Origin of the sequence: Prevotella sp. lc2012, assembly GCF_900107065.1 — a bacterium.
Taxonomy (GTDB): domain Bacteria; phylum Bacteroidota; class Bacteroidia; order Bacteroidales; family Bacteroidaceae; genus Prevotella.
In genome coordinates this window covers 700,502-716,079 of sequence record NZ_FNUF01000001.1, presented here as the reverse complement: position 1 = coordinate 716,079, position 15,578 = coordinate 700,502, and the positions used below count along the sequence as shown (strand labels likewise).

Below are 15,578 nucleotides of genomic sequence, written 5' to 3'. Positions count from 1 at the left end.
GTATACTTTTCTCTTTTCACTTTTTACTTTTCACATTTTCTTCATAACTTTGTATTGCAAATAGTTACGTGATGAGCCAAAATGAGAACACTTTGACAACGTTCGAGACGCGCGTGCGACAAATGATCCTCCGTTTTCAAGAATTGAGAAAGGAGAATGAAGAATTGCATACGCTCATCGGTAAAAACGAACAGGACATCCAGGAACTGCGTGCCAAGTTGACTCAGGCGGACAATGACTATAACTCACTGAAGATGGCCAAGATGATGGAAATCACCGATGGCGATTTGGAGCACGCAAAGGCGCGACTAGCTAAGTTGATCCGTGATGTGAATAAGTGCATTGCAATCCTCAGTGACGAACAGTAAAGGCGTAAGCAATGGCAGAAGTAAACAATGAGAAATTAAATATCCGGCTGCATGTCTACGATGAAGAGATTCAGGTAGCAATCAAGCGTTCCGATGAGGAACTCTATAGAAAGGCAGCTAAGCTCATTACTGACCGATATAATGCCTATGCACAGGCATATAATGGTCGGAAGGGTGAACATACGATCGCGTTGATGACGCTGATTGATATCGCCTTGATGTATGAGCGGGAGCACGGAAAGAATGATACAGCTCCTTATGACGGTATTCTCGAAAAGTTGACTTCTGAGATTGAGGAAGCGCTGAAAGACAAGTAGTGGGTGAGCCTACCTTGGAGAAGAGAATATCGTATTAACAATATATTTTATATGGACCTAATTATTACATTATTGATTGCTGCCGGCGCTCTTGTTTTAGGAGGAGTCGGTGGATATCTGGTTTTCCGTTATGTCATTAAGGGAAAATACAATGAGATGATTGACGCTGCTGAGAAAGAGGCGACGGTTATCAAAGAAAAGAAACTACTCGAAGTGAAAGAGAAGTTCCTGAACAAGAAAAGCGAATTGGAGAAGGAAGTGCAGCAGCGCAACCAGCATATCCAGCAGAGTGAGAACAAACTGAAGCAGCGCGAGATTTCACTGAACCAGCGTCAGGAAGAACTGGGTCGCCGCAAGGGTGAGCTCGACAACCAGCAGGTTCGCATCGACAACGAGAAGAAACTGTTGGCTGTGAAAGCCGAGGAGCTGGAGAAGATGCAGCTCAAGGAGCGTGAGAAGCTCGAGGAGGTTTCAGGTCTGAGTGCAGAGGAAGCCAAAAACCGTCTGGTTGAGGCCATGAAGGATGAGGCTAAGACTGCTGCTGCCAGCTATATTAATGAGATTATGGACGAGGCTAAACTCAATGCCAATCAGCAGGCCAAGAAGATTGTAATTCAGACTATCCAGCGTGTGGCAACTGAGACAGCCATTGAGAACTCCGTCAGCGTGTTCCATATTGACAACGACGAGGTGAAGGGTCGTATCATTGGTCGTGAAGGAAGAAATATCCGTGCTCTCGAAGCTGCCGCTGGTGTTGAGATCGTAGTAGATGATACTCCCGAGGCTATTGTCATTTCAGGCTTCGATCCTGTTCGCCGTGAGGTTTGTCGTTTGGCTTTGCATCAGCTGGTCAGCGACGGACGTATCCACCCCGCACGTATTGAGGAGGTGGTCGCCAAGGTAAAGAAACAGCTTGATAACGAGATTATCGAGACAGGTAAGCGCACAGCCATCGACCTTGGAATCCATGGCTTGCATCCTGAACTCATCCGCATCATCGGTAAGATGAAATACCGCTCTTCTTATGGTCAGAACCTCTTGCAGCATGCCCGCGAGACAGCTAATCTCTGTGCTGTGATGGCCTCAGAGTTGGGCTTGAATCCGAAGAAGGCTAAGCGTGCAGGACTGTTGCACGATATCGGTAAAGTGCCCGATGAGGAGAGCGAGTTGCCTCATGCTATCTATGGTGCTAAGATTGCAGAGAAGTTTAAGGAGAAACCCGATATTTGCAATGCCATTGGCGCTCACCATGATGAGATGGAGATGCAGACCCTGCTGGCTCCGATTGTTCAGGTGTGCGATGCTATCTCAGGTGCTCGTCCAGGTGCCCGTCGTGAGATTGTAGAAGCATATATCAAGCGACTCAATGATCTCGAGGCAATCGCCATGAGCTATCCTGGCGTGACGAAGACCTACGCCATTCAGGCTGGTCGTGAGCTCCGCGTTATTGTTGGTGCCGACAAGATGAACGATGCCGAGTCGGAGGCTCTCAGCGCCGATATCGCAACGAAGATACAAAACGAGATGACCTATCCTGGACAGGTAAAGATTACGGTGATTCGTGAGACGCGTTCGGTGGCTTATGCGAAATAAAAGGACTCATCCTATATAATTTTAAAAGCGGAATCTGCAGTGATTCCGCTTTTTTTGTTTCTTTACCTTATAATGATTAATAACAACTTGTGATACAGTCTATTTTATGCCTACCCAAAACTGATGATTTTGATATCTAGCTCTTGTGTCACTGATTTTTTCTGTTTAACTTTGCGGCCGATTTAATCAACCCAGTTAGTTAATTATCTAATTTATTTTGAGATGAGAAAGATTGTTTTAATGATGTTTGCCAGCATGCTCGTGGGGAGTATGATGGCTGGTAATGTGAATTTCAAGGTGACCAACATGCATTGTGGCAACTGTGCTAAGCGTGTTGAGAAAACACTGAAGGCCAACGAGGCTGTCAGTGAGGTCAAGGTCAATTTGGAGAAGAAGGTTGTTACAGTCGCTTTTGATGAGCAGAAAACGACAACAGATGATTTGCTAAATGCATTGACCGATGCCAAATTCCAAGCTGAAGTTGCTAAAGGTGGTTGTAATCATCACGCTAACAATGCTCAGCAGGAAGGTAAGGGCGGTTGCGGTCATCATGGTGGCGAGGCTCAACAAGGAGGAAAAGGTGGTTGTGGGCATCACGACAAGAAGGCTGAAGGCGACCAATAACTCTTTCCTTTATTCACAAATCAAGGCACCATCCTATTACAAGCTACGCCAATAGAACGCAATAGTGATGGTGCCTACTTAATTGATATAAGCATGGCAAAAGTAAATGTTTTTGCTGAGGTAATAAACTGTTTACCTCAGAAATCATCGCTATTTTTGATATTATTAACGACGCTTTTCTTTTTTTGTCCTAATCTGATGGCTAGGACAATCGTCGGCACTATTGTTGAGAGTAGTGAGAAACCATTGGTGGGAGCAACCGTTATGGTGATTAATTCCAAGAATGGCACGGTGACAGATATTGCTGGAAACTTCCATCTGAATCTGGAAAATCAGAATACTCCAGTAATATTAGTTATTAGGTATCTGGGTTATAAGACCCGTGAGATACGAATCTCTAATACTGCGGTGAAGGATCTGGGAATGATTGTGTTGGAGGAAGAAGGCTATTCGCTCAACGATGTGATGGTGATAGGATACGGACAGCAGTCGCGTAAGAAACTGACAGGCGCTGTTTCGAAAGTGAGGGGCGAGGAGGTCGCAACTTCCACCCAGGATGCCCCGATTCTTGGTCTCCAAGGTAAGGTCGCCGGTGTGTATGTGGAGCAAGCTTCTGGTGTTCCTGGAGGTGGTAATTCAGATTTTCATATCCGAGGTCAGAACACGTTATCAGGCGTAAAGAAACCGTTATATGTCATCGATGGAGTGCCCTTTAACTCCTATCCGAAAGATAATTCTGTGGTAGCTTATACCGGTACAGGTGTACTGGGTACTCCCGATGAGCTGGCTTTGCTGAATCCAGATGATATCGAGAGTATCGATATCCTGAAAGATGCTGATGCGACTGCCATCTATGGCACGCGTGGTTCCAACGGTGTGGTACTGATTACAACGAAGAAAGGTAAGGAAGGTCGCGTGAAAGTAAGCCTTAACATGAGCACCACCGCCCAGTTTGTCTGCAAGCGTCTCGACTTTCTCAGTACAGAGGAACTTCTGGATTTGCGTCGTAAGGCATTCGAGGCCGACAAGGCCAAGGGTTATGTGACAGATGCCGATTTGACACCAGCAAAGTTTCCTGATCTGACACTCTGGGACCAGCATGCCGATTACGACTGGCAGGAAATCCTGATGGGGGATACAGCTTGGGGCACGGATATTCAACTGAAAGTGTCAGGTGGAAATAAGAATACAACATTCCTCGTCAGTGGCGCCTATTATAACTCGGGTACAGTTGGAATTGGTGATGATGACTATACGCGTTGGACAGGACGCTCGAACATCCAGCATCACAGTGAAGATCGGCGTTTCACTCTCGATACAGACTTCTCTGTTACGAAACTGGCGATGAAAGCTGATGCTTCTGGAAATGGTTTCTCATATCTGAATACGATACCCAATACACCACCTTATGATGAAAACGGTGAGCCATATTGGTTACCTGACAATTCTAATTTCTCTTCACCGCTCTCAATGCTTAATTACGATGGAAGAAACGATGTCACCTCAATGAATGCCAGTTTTAATAGTAGCTACCGTTTCTGGAATCAGTTGACTGCCAAGGTGTCACTGGGCTATAGCTATAATTCGGGCAGTCAACACAACCTGTATGAGCGTACGTATTATCATCCGACGAAGAATAATCAGTATAATCAAGCACGATACTTTGACCAGAATAGCAGTACGTTTATCATAGAGCCGCAACTGACATACGGATGTAATATCATAAAGGGTAAGGCCGACTTCTTAATAGGGGCTACCTATCAGCGTTCTGATACGCATGTGCTGTTTTTCTATGGTCAGAAGTATCCTGGTGATATCTTTCTAAAGGATGCAAATTCTGCTTCCCTGATCAATATGCACAAGAATCCAGCGACACAGACAAAAAGTGCTTCACTGTTCGGTCGTATCACTTACGACTATAAGGACCGCTATCTGTTTAATGGCACTTTCCGCCGCGATGGAAGCTCTCGTTTCGGCGTCAATCATCGCTATGGCAATTTCTACTCTGTCGGTCTTGCCTGGCTATTCAGCAACGAGGCAATTATCAAGAACAAACTCAATTGGTTTAGCTATGGAAAACTGCGAGTATCGCAGGGGAGGACGGGTAACGACGGTATCGGCGACTATCAATACATGACCAAGTATAAATCCAGTCAGTATCCTTATGAGGGTAATGTGGGAATTAAGCCTGAAAATCTGGCCAACAAAAACTTGCGATGGGAGACTACCGATAAGTTTGATGTAGGTTTAGAACTTGGATTCTTCGATGATCGTTTCTTGCTGACTGTTAATTATTACAAGAATACGAGTAAAGATCTGCTCACGCGTGAATATCTTCCTACGCAGACAGGCTTTACTTACTTCATGTCAAACCTTAATGCGGAGATCGTGAATAAAGGATGGGAGTTTGAACTGAACACCCAGAACATCAAAACAAAGAACCTCCGATGGACCACCCAGTTGACGCTGACCATCCCTCGTAATCGACTCGCTAAATTTGAGAATTTAGAGAACTCTGGCTATTATAATACCTATGCTATCGGCCAATCCGTTAATGTCATTCGTGGTTATAAGTATCTCGGTGTGAACAACCAGAACGGAATGCCAGAGGTGGAGGACGTGAATCATGATGGTAAGATTACCAGTGCTGATGACTATCAGAATTTGGGCGATAAAGATCCGCGTTATTATGCAGGATTGAACAATACCCTGCAGTGGAATGGTTTTACGTTGGATGTCAACTTCTACTATCGTAACAAACCGCTCCAGACAGGATACCTTTGGCGCTTCTATTATCCGATAGGTATGGGATATAATGTGACTCATGAGATGGCAGAGAACTACTGGACCACACCAGGTGTAGATGCGAAATACCCAGGACTGACCACCAGTAGTGCCAGCGATATCTACAATGCCTATTACCGTTACCTTTCCTATAGCGATGCGGCCTATAGTAATGCCAGTTATCTGCGTCTGCAGAATGTGCGATTATCCTACGACTTCCCCCAAAAAGCGATTCGCTCACTGGGCATGAGTGCGCTGCAGTTCTATGTGCAGGGGAAGAACCTATTGACCATCACCGATTACGATGCATACGATCCTGAAACGGGTGATGCATCTATGCCGGCAGTCCAGTCGGTCGTATTCGGTCTGAATGTCACTTTCTAATCCAATAAAACAGAAAACGTTATGAAAAAGAAAAGTATAGCACTATTGTTGCTTGCTGCAATGACAATGATATCGTGTGAGGATATTCTCAACATTGACTCACCAACAGATTCTTTGACTGCCGATGTAACATTCAGTACACCAGAAGGTATCCGTACAGCAGCGATGGGGTTCTTCACTAGCAACTATCACACAAACATAATGTACTATCAGGCGCTGGAACTCTATGTCAGCGAGTTCTGCGATGAACTGAAGGCCCGTGATGTCACAATGGCCGAGTATTATCAGTCTTCCTATAGTGCCTCGACGTCGAATATTGAGAGCATGTGGACAAAACTCTATGAGAGTATCTATATTTCCAACGACTTCCTTATTCATGTGGAGGGTTCGACTGTTATTCCTCAGAAGGAGTTGGATATCTACCAAGGTGAGGCACTCTTCTTCCGTGCTTTAGATTACTTTTATTTGGTGAATCTCTTCGGTGATGTGCCTTTGTTGACAACCAGCGATGTGAGCGTGACGAGTGCGGCAGGACGAACACCGAAGGCCGAGGTCTACCAGCAGATTATTACCGACTTGCAGAATGCCCAGCGTATGTTACAGGGCTCGACCAATGGCAATACCCGCATCACGGTAGATGCGGCCACAGCCTTGTTGGCACGTGTCTATCTTTATCTTGAACAATGGGATAAGGCCATTGCAGAGGCAAATCGTATCCTGCCTGTCGTCGATGGTGGACAGAGTAATAAGTATCAGTTGGAAACGATTGATCGTGTGTTTAAGTCAAATAGTAGTGAGACGATTATGCAGTCTAATCAAGAGGGCTTCAGTGGTACGGGAAGCTATATCGGATATACCAGCATTGGTAATCTCTTTCTGCCTAATCCGCGAGTCACCTATACTAATTACTATTTCAGTGATGAGCTGGTGAATGATTTACGCTCGGTGCCCGAGGATCTGCGAAATGATTGGATAGGCGAGTTGCCGGGCAGTGGTGGTGTCATCTATTATTACCCCTATAAGTATAAGAACCTGAATACTCCAGGTTCTTCCGCAGACTATGAGTCTTATGTCATTCTGCGCCTGGCTGAAGAGTATCTTATTCGTGCTGAGGCTAACGCTCATCTTGGTAAGACCGGGGCTGCCATTAGTGATATCAACAGAATCCGTAAGCGTGCGGCCCTCTCCGACTATACGGGAGGCACATCGCAGAATGATGTACTGAAGGAAATTGAGGTACAACGCCGCAAGGAGTTTTTCCACGAACAGGGTCACCGTTGGTTTGATCTGAACCGTACAGGTCGTACCGATGAGGTGTGCAGGAACATCGGATACAAAAAGGCCAACTGGAAAGCGTATAAGTCGCTGTTGCCTATCCCCGAGCATCAGATAGGACGCAATCGTAACCTGACTCAGAATCCTGGTTATGAGGATATATAAAATGGTCATTTCTAGGTATTTCGCATGTCATATATTATCTGTACCTTTGCAACCGCGAAAGCGCATTGTGTAGTTATATATAAATAAGGTATAAAAGATTATGAAGATTGAAAAGATTCATGCAAGAGAAATCCTCGACTCAAGAGGTAATCCGACTGTCGAAGTAGAAGTAACACTTGAGAATGGTGTGATGGGCCGGGCCGCCGTGCCTTCTGGCGCATCAACAGGTGAGAACGAGGCTTTGGAGCTTCGTGATGGTGACAAAGGACGCTATCTTGGAAAGGGTGTACTGAAGGCTGTCGAGAATGTGAACACGGTGATTGCACCTGCTCTGAAGGGCGATTGTGTATTGGAGCAGCGTGCCATCGACTATAAGATGCTGGCTATCGATGGTACACCTACGAAGTCGAAGCTGGGGGCCAATGCCATTCTTGGCGTGTCACTGGCTTGTGCTCAGGCAGCTGCTCAGGCATTGAATATCCCCCTTTATAGGTATATTGGTGGCTGCAACGCCTATACGCTTCCTGTTCCAATGATGAACATCGTAAATGGTGGCGCTCACTCTGCAGCTCCCATCGCATTTCAGGAGTTCATGATTCGTCCGGTAGGAGCTAGCACAGAGAAAGAGGCTATCCGTATGGGTGCTGAGGTTTTCCACAATCTGGCTAAGTTACTAAAGGCTCGTGGTCTCTCTACTGCCGTGGGCGATGAAGGTGGCTACGCTCCTAACTTCGATGGCATTGAGGATGCGCTTGACACCATCGTCGAGGCTATTAAGAAAGCAGGATACGAGCCGGGCAAAGATGTGAAGATTGCCATGGACTGTGCTGCTTCAGAGTTTGCTACCTGTGAGGATGGCAAGTGGTTCTACGACTATCGCCAACTGAAGAATGGTGCCAAGAAGGATCCTAACGGCAAGAAGCTCTCTGCCGATGAACAGATTGCCTATCTGGAGCAACTTATTACAAAGTATCCTATTGATAGTATTGAGGACGGTCTTGACGAGAACGACTGGGACAACTGGGTGAAGCTGACAGAGAAGATCGGCGACCGTTGTCAGTTGGTGGGGGATGATCTGTTTGTAACCAACACCAAATTTCTGGAGAAAGGTATCAAGATGGGGGCAGCCAACTCTATTCTGATCAAAGTGAATCAGATTGGTTCGCTCACGGAGACACTGGAGGCTATTGAGATGGCTCACCGTCATGGTTACACCACAGTGACCTCTCACCGTTCTGGCGAGACAGAAGATACCACGATTGCTGATATCGCTGTGGCCACCAATAGTGGTCAGATTAAGACAGGTTCGTTGAGTCGTACAGACCGTATGGCCAAGTATAACCAGTTGATCCGTATCGAGGAGGAGCTTGGTGAGCAGGCTACCTATGGTTATCAGCGTCTGAAGTAGAATAAGATATAAACAACTTTTTTTGTATAAATCATTGACAATGAAAAATGCGGATAGGCTGTGAAGTCTGTCCGCATTTATTATTGAATGATAAAGGATGTTAGAACTTAGGCAAGGTAGGAATGTCAACCGCCTTCACGGCCATGCATTCCATCTCAATGAGCCAACCGGGACGACATACGGGTGCGTGGACGATGACGTAGGGCGTGCCATGGAACCGCTCCTCGAAGAGTGCCTTCACCACTTGGTAGTCTGCCGTGTCACGTAGGTAGACCACCATCTCGCTCACCTCCTCGAAGGTGCAATCAGCTTCGGCCAACAGAGCCTCCACATTCTCCCACATTCGATGGGTCTGCTTCACGATATCCTTCGGGTACATGATCTCGCCTTTGTTGTTGATGCTTGCCGTACCAGAGATAAAGACCTGTCGGCGGTCGGCATAGTCGATATAGGTGCCGCGCTCAAACGACACTCCATAGTCGCTGGTGCGGTTCAGATGCGTGGATGCATAGAGAAAATGACGCTGCTCGGGTTGCAGTCCGGCGATGGCGTAGTTGTCCATCTGCGAGAGCACGTTCGGATCCTGTTGACGTCCGCCGATGCCTGTTGACGAGATAAAGTGCGTGTTCACTGTCAGTCCCTGCGTGAAGAAGAACTGGTTGCGTGCGCGCACCACACCGCCGTAGTTCAGGTCGATATCGTTGACGAAGAACCATGTGCGGATACAGTTGTCTTTCAGCGTGCACCCCTCTTGTAGCAGTTGCATGTTATATTCATTGAACAGCAGTCGGGTCTGATACTCCGAGTTGGCAGCCATGTTATGGGCGCTACCGTTCCACAGGTGTCGGAAGTCTCCATGCTTAACTTCATAGAGCCCGCTCTCTCCGATGCAAGTCTGCACACCCGTCATTAAGTATACCCACAGTGCGATCTTCGTCCCGTCGAGGGGAGCCTGTTCGATGATACTTTTGGCACAGTCAGTCACGTCACCGATGATCACAGCATCGGCCTGATTGGCTGCGTCGCTGAGGAAATAGCGTTTAAACACAGCCTGTGCGCCCTTCATGGGTCCGTCAAGTAGTTGACTATAAGCATTGAATATCTCCTCCAATTGTTCGCTGAATGGCAAACATGGTGAGCTCACGTGTATCATCGCATGATACTCCTTTACCTCTGTCCCGTTGTCGAAACAGAAGATATCGGTCGTCGTATGCTTATCAGTGATATGAGTTAGGTTTTGATTCATTGTTTTGTCTTTGGGGTGCAAAATTAATAAAAAAAGAGGGAATATACAAATTTTATTTGTACTTTTCAGTTTGTGCATCGTTTGTGATGCTTATGACGGACCGATATGACAAGCGGTAGGGCGAGAAAAAGAGCGATGAGTACAATCAGGTAAGGCGAGGTCAGACTGACCTTCCGACCGTTGCCTCCATACTGGCATTGGTACTGTATCATGCGGTCGATGCACTGGTCGGCATATTCCCAGTTACCTGCCTGTACCTCTCCGTTGAGGCGAGCAAACACCTCGTGCATGTACTTCCTGTGCTCCATACCCACTGTCTCTGGAATCGAGTCGGTGGGTGCATACCATACGGTCTGTCCGTTGGCGCTCAAGTGGGGGAACACCCGCAGTGTCCGTCCGCTGTGCAGTTCTTCCACGAGCATCTGTCCCTGTGCGTTGCCATAGAGCAGAGGTTCCCCCGACCAGTCGTCGTAGAAGAAAACGAGTCCTGAGAACACCTGCTCGGCTGTATAGTCGCCATATCTTGTCTCGCCACATAGCATCGTGGTGAGATGTTCTGCGTACAGACTCAGAGGGTAGATGCTGCCCTTGCCATCGTTGACGAGCAGGCGGCAGAACCGTTTTGCTTGTTCCTTAGGCATGACCCTTGGTGCTGCATTCATGACAACTGACCCTGCTAGAAGCAGGGCCAGTATCAGGAAATGTCGTATGATGTGTGTCTGTGTGTGCATATCAGATCGACTCGAGGAATTTCACGACCGCGTTGCGGTCGGCCTTAGGTAGGTTATAGAACTTCTCTGTTGCACGATAGGCATCCGATTGCTTGCTGTACCCGTGCCACATGATGGCCTCGATAAGTGTGCGTGCCCGACAGTCGTGCAGACGGTCGTCGGCACCAGTTAACTGACGTGACAGTCCGCGTCCCCAGAGGGGTGTCGTACGGCACCAGCCTGTTCGTATGTCGTTTTTCATGAATAGTCGGTGCTGTACCATGTCGGTGTATGGCCAGATGGTCTGGTTTGCATATTTCGGCAATAGCTTGGTGTAGTCGCCATCCGCCGCCAGACGGTTTGCGTCGGCATACGCTTTGATGCTTGCGTCTACCCACATGTTGTCGGCACCTGTTTTCCAAGACGGACGGTGGCACTGGGCGCAGCCTATCTCCGAGAACAGTTTCTTGCCCCGTTTCACGGCCTCGTTGTTCAGGTTGCGTGCAGCAGGCACAGCCAGTCCGCGATGCCATACCATGAACTGATAATACTGCTTGTCGTTCATCTCTTCCTCACCGTTATAGGGCGCTCCGTTGAGCAAGAACTTCTCAAAGGTGTCCTTGAATCCTATCGACGAGGCACTCAGAATCTCGTAGATACGAGCAGAAATGCCCTCGTCGGTGCCGTCGGCATAGTAGGGGTGCAGCATACTCACCATAGACTCACCATGCTCCTTGATATACTTAATCACCTCAGGATCCTCGCTCTGAGCCTTTGCCCATGCGGCGGTGGTGTAGAGCCAGTGGCGGTCGCTGCGTGTCACGTTCGTGATGTTCCAGATGGCGTTCGCTCCGGCACCGTCTTGCAGTGTGCCGCGTGTCATGGCATAAGTGAAGCGCTTCAGGGGTCCGCGTGTGCCATGGAATGATCCCGTGTTGTTGTAAGGTGCACTGTAATAGGCTGAGGCCTTGAAGGAACCTGCCTCCTTATCCCACATGGCGGGGTTCAGTTCGACGAAGCGCGACTCTGATTTCCACTGTGCCTCGATATCCTCGTCGGCGATGGCGTCGAGCAATCCTGTGCCGTAGACACCGATGGTTGACTCCAGACGTACGTCGTAGTTGTCGGGCTTGGGGTTGGTGTTGAAGGCCGACTGCGGTATGCGCACCTCAGGGTATATCAACTCGTAGCTCTCGCCGTCGGGGAAGGTCATGGCTAATCCGCTCTCCATCTCGTTGACAGTCTTCCAGTCTATCTGTATCTGACTCTCGTCAATCGGTGCCTTAAACGGACTCATGGCCGCCGTCTGCGGCATGCCCGTCACCTCCGATATATAAGCGTTGTTGTCGGGATGGTAGATCACGAGCAGATAACCGTTGCCGATGGTGTTGGCACGATATTCTGTCTGGCGCTTGCCGTGGCCGTAGTTTGGGTGACAGGCGATACAGCTATTACGCACCCAGGCCGGACCGAGTCCTTTACGTGGTGCTACATCGAAGGTGTACAGATGCTCGAAGAAGTCCTCGCCCGTGTTGAAGTCACTCTCCATACCTCTGATGTTTTCTACGGCAGGTGCAGGTGCCGAGTAGCTTGCCTTCGTGGTCGTTCCCAGTTCTCCGCCAGGGAACCACTCCTCGGCGCTGAAAGTGTCGTTGGCCTTACCGAACTCCACGTCCTCGGGCACCAGTGGCCCCAGTTCGGTACCGTTGTCATCGTCGGTGCAGCTTGTCATGGTGAACATCGCCACCATCGCCATGAGGGCCAGTCTGGTAAATCTTAGATCTCTTTTCATAAAGTTTGTTTTGTTTTTATTCTAACCGTGAAAGCGTCTCACCCTTTCAGGTGAGGCGCTTCGTGATATTTCATGCTTAGTGGTTTACTCCTCTACTTCCCAGTCCTCGTCGTCCTCGAAGGCGATGCCCCAGATGGAGCTGCAGTACTTCACGAACGGTGACGGCATGTTGCTGATAGCCTCGATGGCACCTACATATGCGTTTTCCACCTTCTGGTTGGTCGTCTCATTCTTCACGCTGGCGAAGAAGGTGTGGAAACTGTAGTCGTTGGCAGTCTTGTCGGTCGATCCCAGCCAGATGTTACGGATGGAACGGATATTATCGCGGAAGTCAGCGATAGAGTTGTAGCTATAAGGCGATTCTACATATGAGATGTCACCGGCAGCAAACGGGTTGGCAATCTTCGCTGTACCCACCTCATTGGCGATGCCCACACAACTGCCCTCATCATCGGAGAGGACTTGAGCGATGGCGGCCTTCAGGGTGGGGAAGGTGCTCTTGCTTCCTTCGAGACCGGCAGTGATCAGGTTGTCGCCGAATGACAGACCAGCCTCGGTTGTGTAATCAAGATTGGCAGCCTTGACGACGGCCACACGACTGGCGTTGGCGCTGGTCTCACCCTCCCAGGCCACCTGTAGCTGGAAGGTGCGTTGCTTCAGCAGAGTGCAGATAGTCTGTGCGTAGGCCAGTTCCTTGACACCGCTGATCTTCTCAAAGTTCTTATAGGTATCGTTAGCCTGTAGCTCAGCTACCTTACGAGGCTGTCCGTCGCGGAACAGGATGAACTCCAGCGCGTGGAAGCCCAGGATGGTAGCATCCTCGAGCATCTCGTCGTTCATGCCGTTGTTGAAGTAGCTCAACAGCAGTGAACGGTTCAGTGGCCATGAGTCGATGGTCGGGTCGATGTCGAAGTCGCCTGCGGCACCCATGAGGAATGCCTCACTACGCTCCCAGTATTTACGAGCCTCCTTGAAGTCCTCGCAGGCTGCGTTGATCTGAGCCTGGGTGATTGTGTTCACGGTCAGACCGTTCAGTGTGCTCTCCAACTTCTCCGTCTCATTGGCGAGTTGTGTGTAGGTCGGCACGATCACGTTGTCAACGAGGTTCTTCAGCACCTTATAGAGATACGCCTCCTGTGCCTCCGACAGATGTGACTGTTGGATGACGGCATTGGCTGCAGTCAACTGATCCACGAGGTCGCCACAGTTGTCGATGGCATCTTCACCGAAAGATTTCTTCGCGTAGTTCTCGGCCGTCGTATTGGCCGTGTAGGCATCCTGATCGACAACAGGTGTTGTCTTGACCAGTTCAAACGTTGTCTCCTCATTCTCATTCTTGTCATCATCATCGCATGATGTCAGTGTCAGTGCGCCCAAGATCAGCGCGACCGGCAGGAATTTCAATTCTTTCATTTCTTTTTATTTTTTAATGTCAGATATCATAAGAACCATCCCTCATACGTCACGGCGATATTCACTGCCGGCTCGTTATTATAGAGACTCTTCAGGAACCGTTTCGTATACTCCGCCTTGATGGCAATCTGTGGTACGGGGTGGTAGTTCACTCCCGCGGCCATGCGCTTTACTGCCGTGTAGTCGTAGGCCGTACCCTTTGTGTTGCTCGCATAAGGATTGTACTGTTCATAGCGACCGAATACATACATCTTCTGCTGGTCTGCATGCAACCGCTGTATCTGTGAGAAGATGTCATAGCCAGCCTCGATTCCTACGGCGTAAGCGTTCTTGCTCACAAAGGCCGAGTGCTTGTAGGGCGACTTCGAGTTCAGACGGTTATATACATATTTCAGTTGGTCGGCATCACCCAGATAACCATAGTCTGCCTGTCCGCGTACGATCCAGTTGTGGCCCTTGTAGGTAAAGTCGATAGCCCCTACGGCCACCTTGCCTTTGAACTCCGCATCCACACCGTTGGCATTCCTGGGGTAGCTGTTGCCGATGCTGTGTCCGTAGTAACCGCTCAGACCGATACGTAGTCCTTTTACAGAATAATTATCTATGCGGAGGGCCACACCGTATTTATTCGCTACATCGAATTCCAATGGCGACATATGTCCCTTGTTGATCCAACCCGTGTTTGTGAAGTTGTCTGCATTCAGTCCGGCGAGGAACTGTGCCTCATAACGGAAGTCGCCCGTGCGTCCCCAGAAGCTCACACCCGTCTGGTGCCATGTCGATGGCAGCATCGCACGCTCGCCCTCCGGACGGTATGCTGTGAAGAAGTTCAGTGGTTCATGATACGCATTGGTCAGTCCCACGGGTACCACGATATGTCCGAACCTCAGATGGGCTGCCTTCGAAAACGTCTTCTGTATCCAGAGTTGTTCCATTTCTACCTCACCGCCTTTCTCTGTCTCCTGTTCCCATTCGCCGCCTTCCTCGTCCTCTTTCTCGTAGGCGATACCGGCACCACCATGCTCGAACTCTATCTCTGTGCCGAATGACCATCCCTTACCGAAGTCGTAACCTATGTATATGACGGCATGCGGCATGTCGAACCGTCCGTGGCTCGGGTCGTCCTTATGCGACTCTGGCTGACTGTACCGGCTCACGTGGTCACTAAAAAAGTTGCGGCCATAGACGATCTCGCCATAGCCGCCAACGGAAAGTTTTTTGCCGGACGCGTGTTGCATCACACTATCACCGGCTACTTCCTGTGCTCCTGTGCCTGTCGTGCATAGACAGGCCAGGGCACATATAGATAATCTGCAAAATTGTTTTTTCATTACCTTTCGTATCACTTAATTTCCTGAAATCGGCTGCAAAGGTACGGCGATTCGGGGGAACCCGCAATACCTAAAAATGATGAAATAGCCTGATAACGCCTCTGTGACCGATGACAGGTAAGGGTAAAATACCTAGATATGATTATTGTGTATATCGGAAATAATGTA

The 15,578-nt window shown here is 48.8% G+C and carries 12 protein-coding genes; 7 read left to right on the top strand and 5 right to left on the bottom strand.

What is annotated here, in order from left to right:
- Positions 1–71: 71 nt before the first annotated feature.
- The 7 genes from BLU99_RS03155 (at position 72) to eno (ending at position 8,918) form a co-directional block, all read left to right on the top strand.
- On the top strand, positions 72–368 hold the full coding sequence (locus tag BLU99_RS03155; protein ID WP_091899697.1) for a hypothetical protein: 297 nt from the start codon (positions 72–74) through the stop codon (positions 366–368).
- An 11-nt stretch (positions 369–379) separates the two neighbouring features.
- Complete coding sequence (locus BLU99_RS03150; protein ID WP_091899696.1) at positions 380–685, top strand: cell division protein ZapA; 306 nt, start codon at positions 380–382, stop codon at positions 683–685.
- A gap of 51 nt (positions 686–736) precedes the next feature.
- Positions 737–2,278, top strand: coding sequence for a ribonuclease Y (gene rny, locus BLU99_RS03145; protein ID WP_091899695.1), 1,542 nt, complete (start codon positions 737–739; stop codon positions 2,276–2,278).
- A 222-nt stretch (positions 2,279–2,500) separates the two neighbouring features.
- A complete protein-coding gene (locus tag BLU99_RS03140; protein WP_091899694.1) occupies positions 2,501–2,902 on the top strand; it encodes a heavy-metal-associated domain-containing protein in 402 nt (133 codons plus the stop codon).
- A 198-nt stretch (positions 2,903–3,100) separates the two neighbouring features.
- Positions 3,101–6,070, top strand: a complete 2,970-nt coding sequence (locus tag BLU99_RS03135; RefSeq protein ID WP_176771019.1) for a SusC/RagA family TonB-linked outer membrane protein — start codon at positions 3,101–3,103, stop codon at positions 6,068–6,070.
- A 21-nt stretch (positions 6,071–6,091) separates the two neighbouring features.
- Positions 6,092–7,510: a RagB/SusD family nutrient uptake outer membrane protein gene (locus BLU99_RS03130; RefSeq protein ID WP_091899692.1), complete on the top strand. Its 1,419-nt coding sequence runs from the start codon at positions 6,092–6,094 to the stop codon at positions 7,508–7,510.
- 100 nt (positions 7,511–7,610) lie between these two features.
- The gene (eno, locus tag BLU99_RS03125; RefSeq protein WP_091899691.1) at positions 7,611–8,918 is read left to right on the top strand and encodes a phosphopyruvate hydratase; all 1,308 of its coding nucleotides are present in this window, start codon (positions 7,611–7,613) and stop codon (positions 8,916–8,918) included.
- A 100-nt stretch (positions 8,919–9,018) separates the two neighbouring features.
- Here the strand turns inward: eno and BLU99_RS03120 are convergent, their stop codons facing one another.
- From BLU99_RS03120 to BLU99_RS03100, 5 genes are all read right to left on the bottom strand, one after another.
- The gene (locus tag BLU99_RS03120; protein WP_091899690.1) at positions 9,019–10,164 is read right to left on the bottom strand and encodes a Rid family hydrolase; all 1,146 of its coding nucleotides are present in this window, start codon (positions 10,162–10,164) and stop codon (positions 9,019–9,021) included.
- Positions 10,165–10,229: 65 nt separating this feature from the next.
- Entirely contained in the window at positions 10,230–10,895 is a 666-nt protein-coding gene (locus BLU99_RS03115; RefSeq protein ID WP_144006082.1) for a hypothetical protein, read from the bottom strand.
- Position 10,896: 1 nt separating this feature from the next.
- Positions 10,897–12,666 carry a di-heme oxidoredictase family protein gene (locus BLU99_RS03110; RefSeq protein WP_091899688.1) on the bottom strand — a complete coding sequence of 590 codons (1,770 nt, stop codon included), beginning with the start codon at positions 12,664–12,666 and terminating at the stop codon, positions 10,897–10,899.
- Between the two features lie 84 nt (positions 12,667–12,750).
- Positions 12,751–14,079: an imelysin family protein gene (locus BLU99_RS03105; protein ID WP_091899687.1), complete on the bottom strand. Its 1,329-nt coding sequence runs from the start codon at positions 14,077–14,079 to the stop codon at positions 12,751–12,753.
- Between the two features lie 26 nt (positions 14,080–14,105).
- Positions 14,106–15,410: a hypothetical protein gene (locus tag BLU99_RS03100; protein ID WP_091899686.1), complete on the bottom strand. Its 1,305-nt coding sequence runs from the start codon at positions 15,408–15,410 to the stop codon at positions 14,106–14,108.
- Positions 15,411–15,578: the final 168 nt, after the last annotated feature.

Coding starts and splice junctions, on each gene's coding strand:
- BLU99_RS03100 (WP_091899686.1), bottom strand. CDS start 15,410: ATGAAAAAACAATTTTGCAGATTATCTATATGTGCCCTGGCCTGTCTA.
- BLU99_RS03115 (WP_144006082.1), bottom strand. CDS start 10,895: ATGCACACACAGACACACATCATACGACATTTCCTGATACTGGCCCTG.
- BLU99_RS03150 (WP_091899696.1), top strand. CDS start 380: ATGGCAGAAGTAAACAATGAGAAATTAAATATCCGGCTGCATGTCTAC.
- BLU99_RS03140 (WP_091899694.1), top strand. CDS start 2,501: ATGAGAAAGATTGTTTTAATGATGTTTGCCAGCATGCTCGTGGGGAGT.
- BLU99_RS03155 (WP_091899697.1), top strand. CDS start 72: ATGAGCCAAAATGAGAACACTTTGACAACGTTCGAGACGCGCGTGCGA.
- rny (WP_091899695.1), top strand. CDS start 737: ATGGACCTAATTATTACATTATTGATTGCTGCCGGCGCTCTTGTTTTA.
- BLU99_RS03120 (WP_091899690.1), bottom strand. CDS start 10,164: ATGAATCAAAACCTAACTCATATCACTGATAAGCATACGACGACCGAT.
- BLU99_RS03135 (WP_176771019.1), top strand. CDS start 3,101: ATGGCTAGGACAATCGTCGGCACTATTGTTGAGAGTAGTGAGAAACCA.
- BLU99_RS03130 (WP_091899692.1), top strand. CDS start 6,092: ATGAAAAAGAAAAGTATAGCACTATTGTTGCTTGCTGCAATGACAATG.
- BLU99_RS03110 (WP_091899688.1), bottom strand. CDS start 12,666: ATGAAAAGAGATCTAAGATTTACCAGACTGGCCCTCATGGCGATGGTG.
- BLU99_RS03105 (WP_091899687.1), bottom strand. CDS start 14,079: ATGAAAGAATTGAAATTCCTGCCGGTCGCGCTGATCTTGGGCGCACTG.
- eno (WP_091899691.1), top strand. CDS start 7,611: ATGAAGATTGAAAAGATTCATGCAAGAGAAATCCTCGACTCAAGAGGT.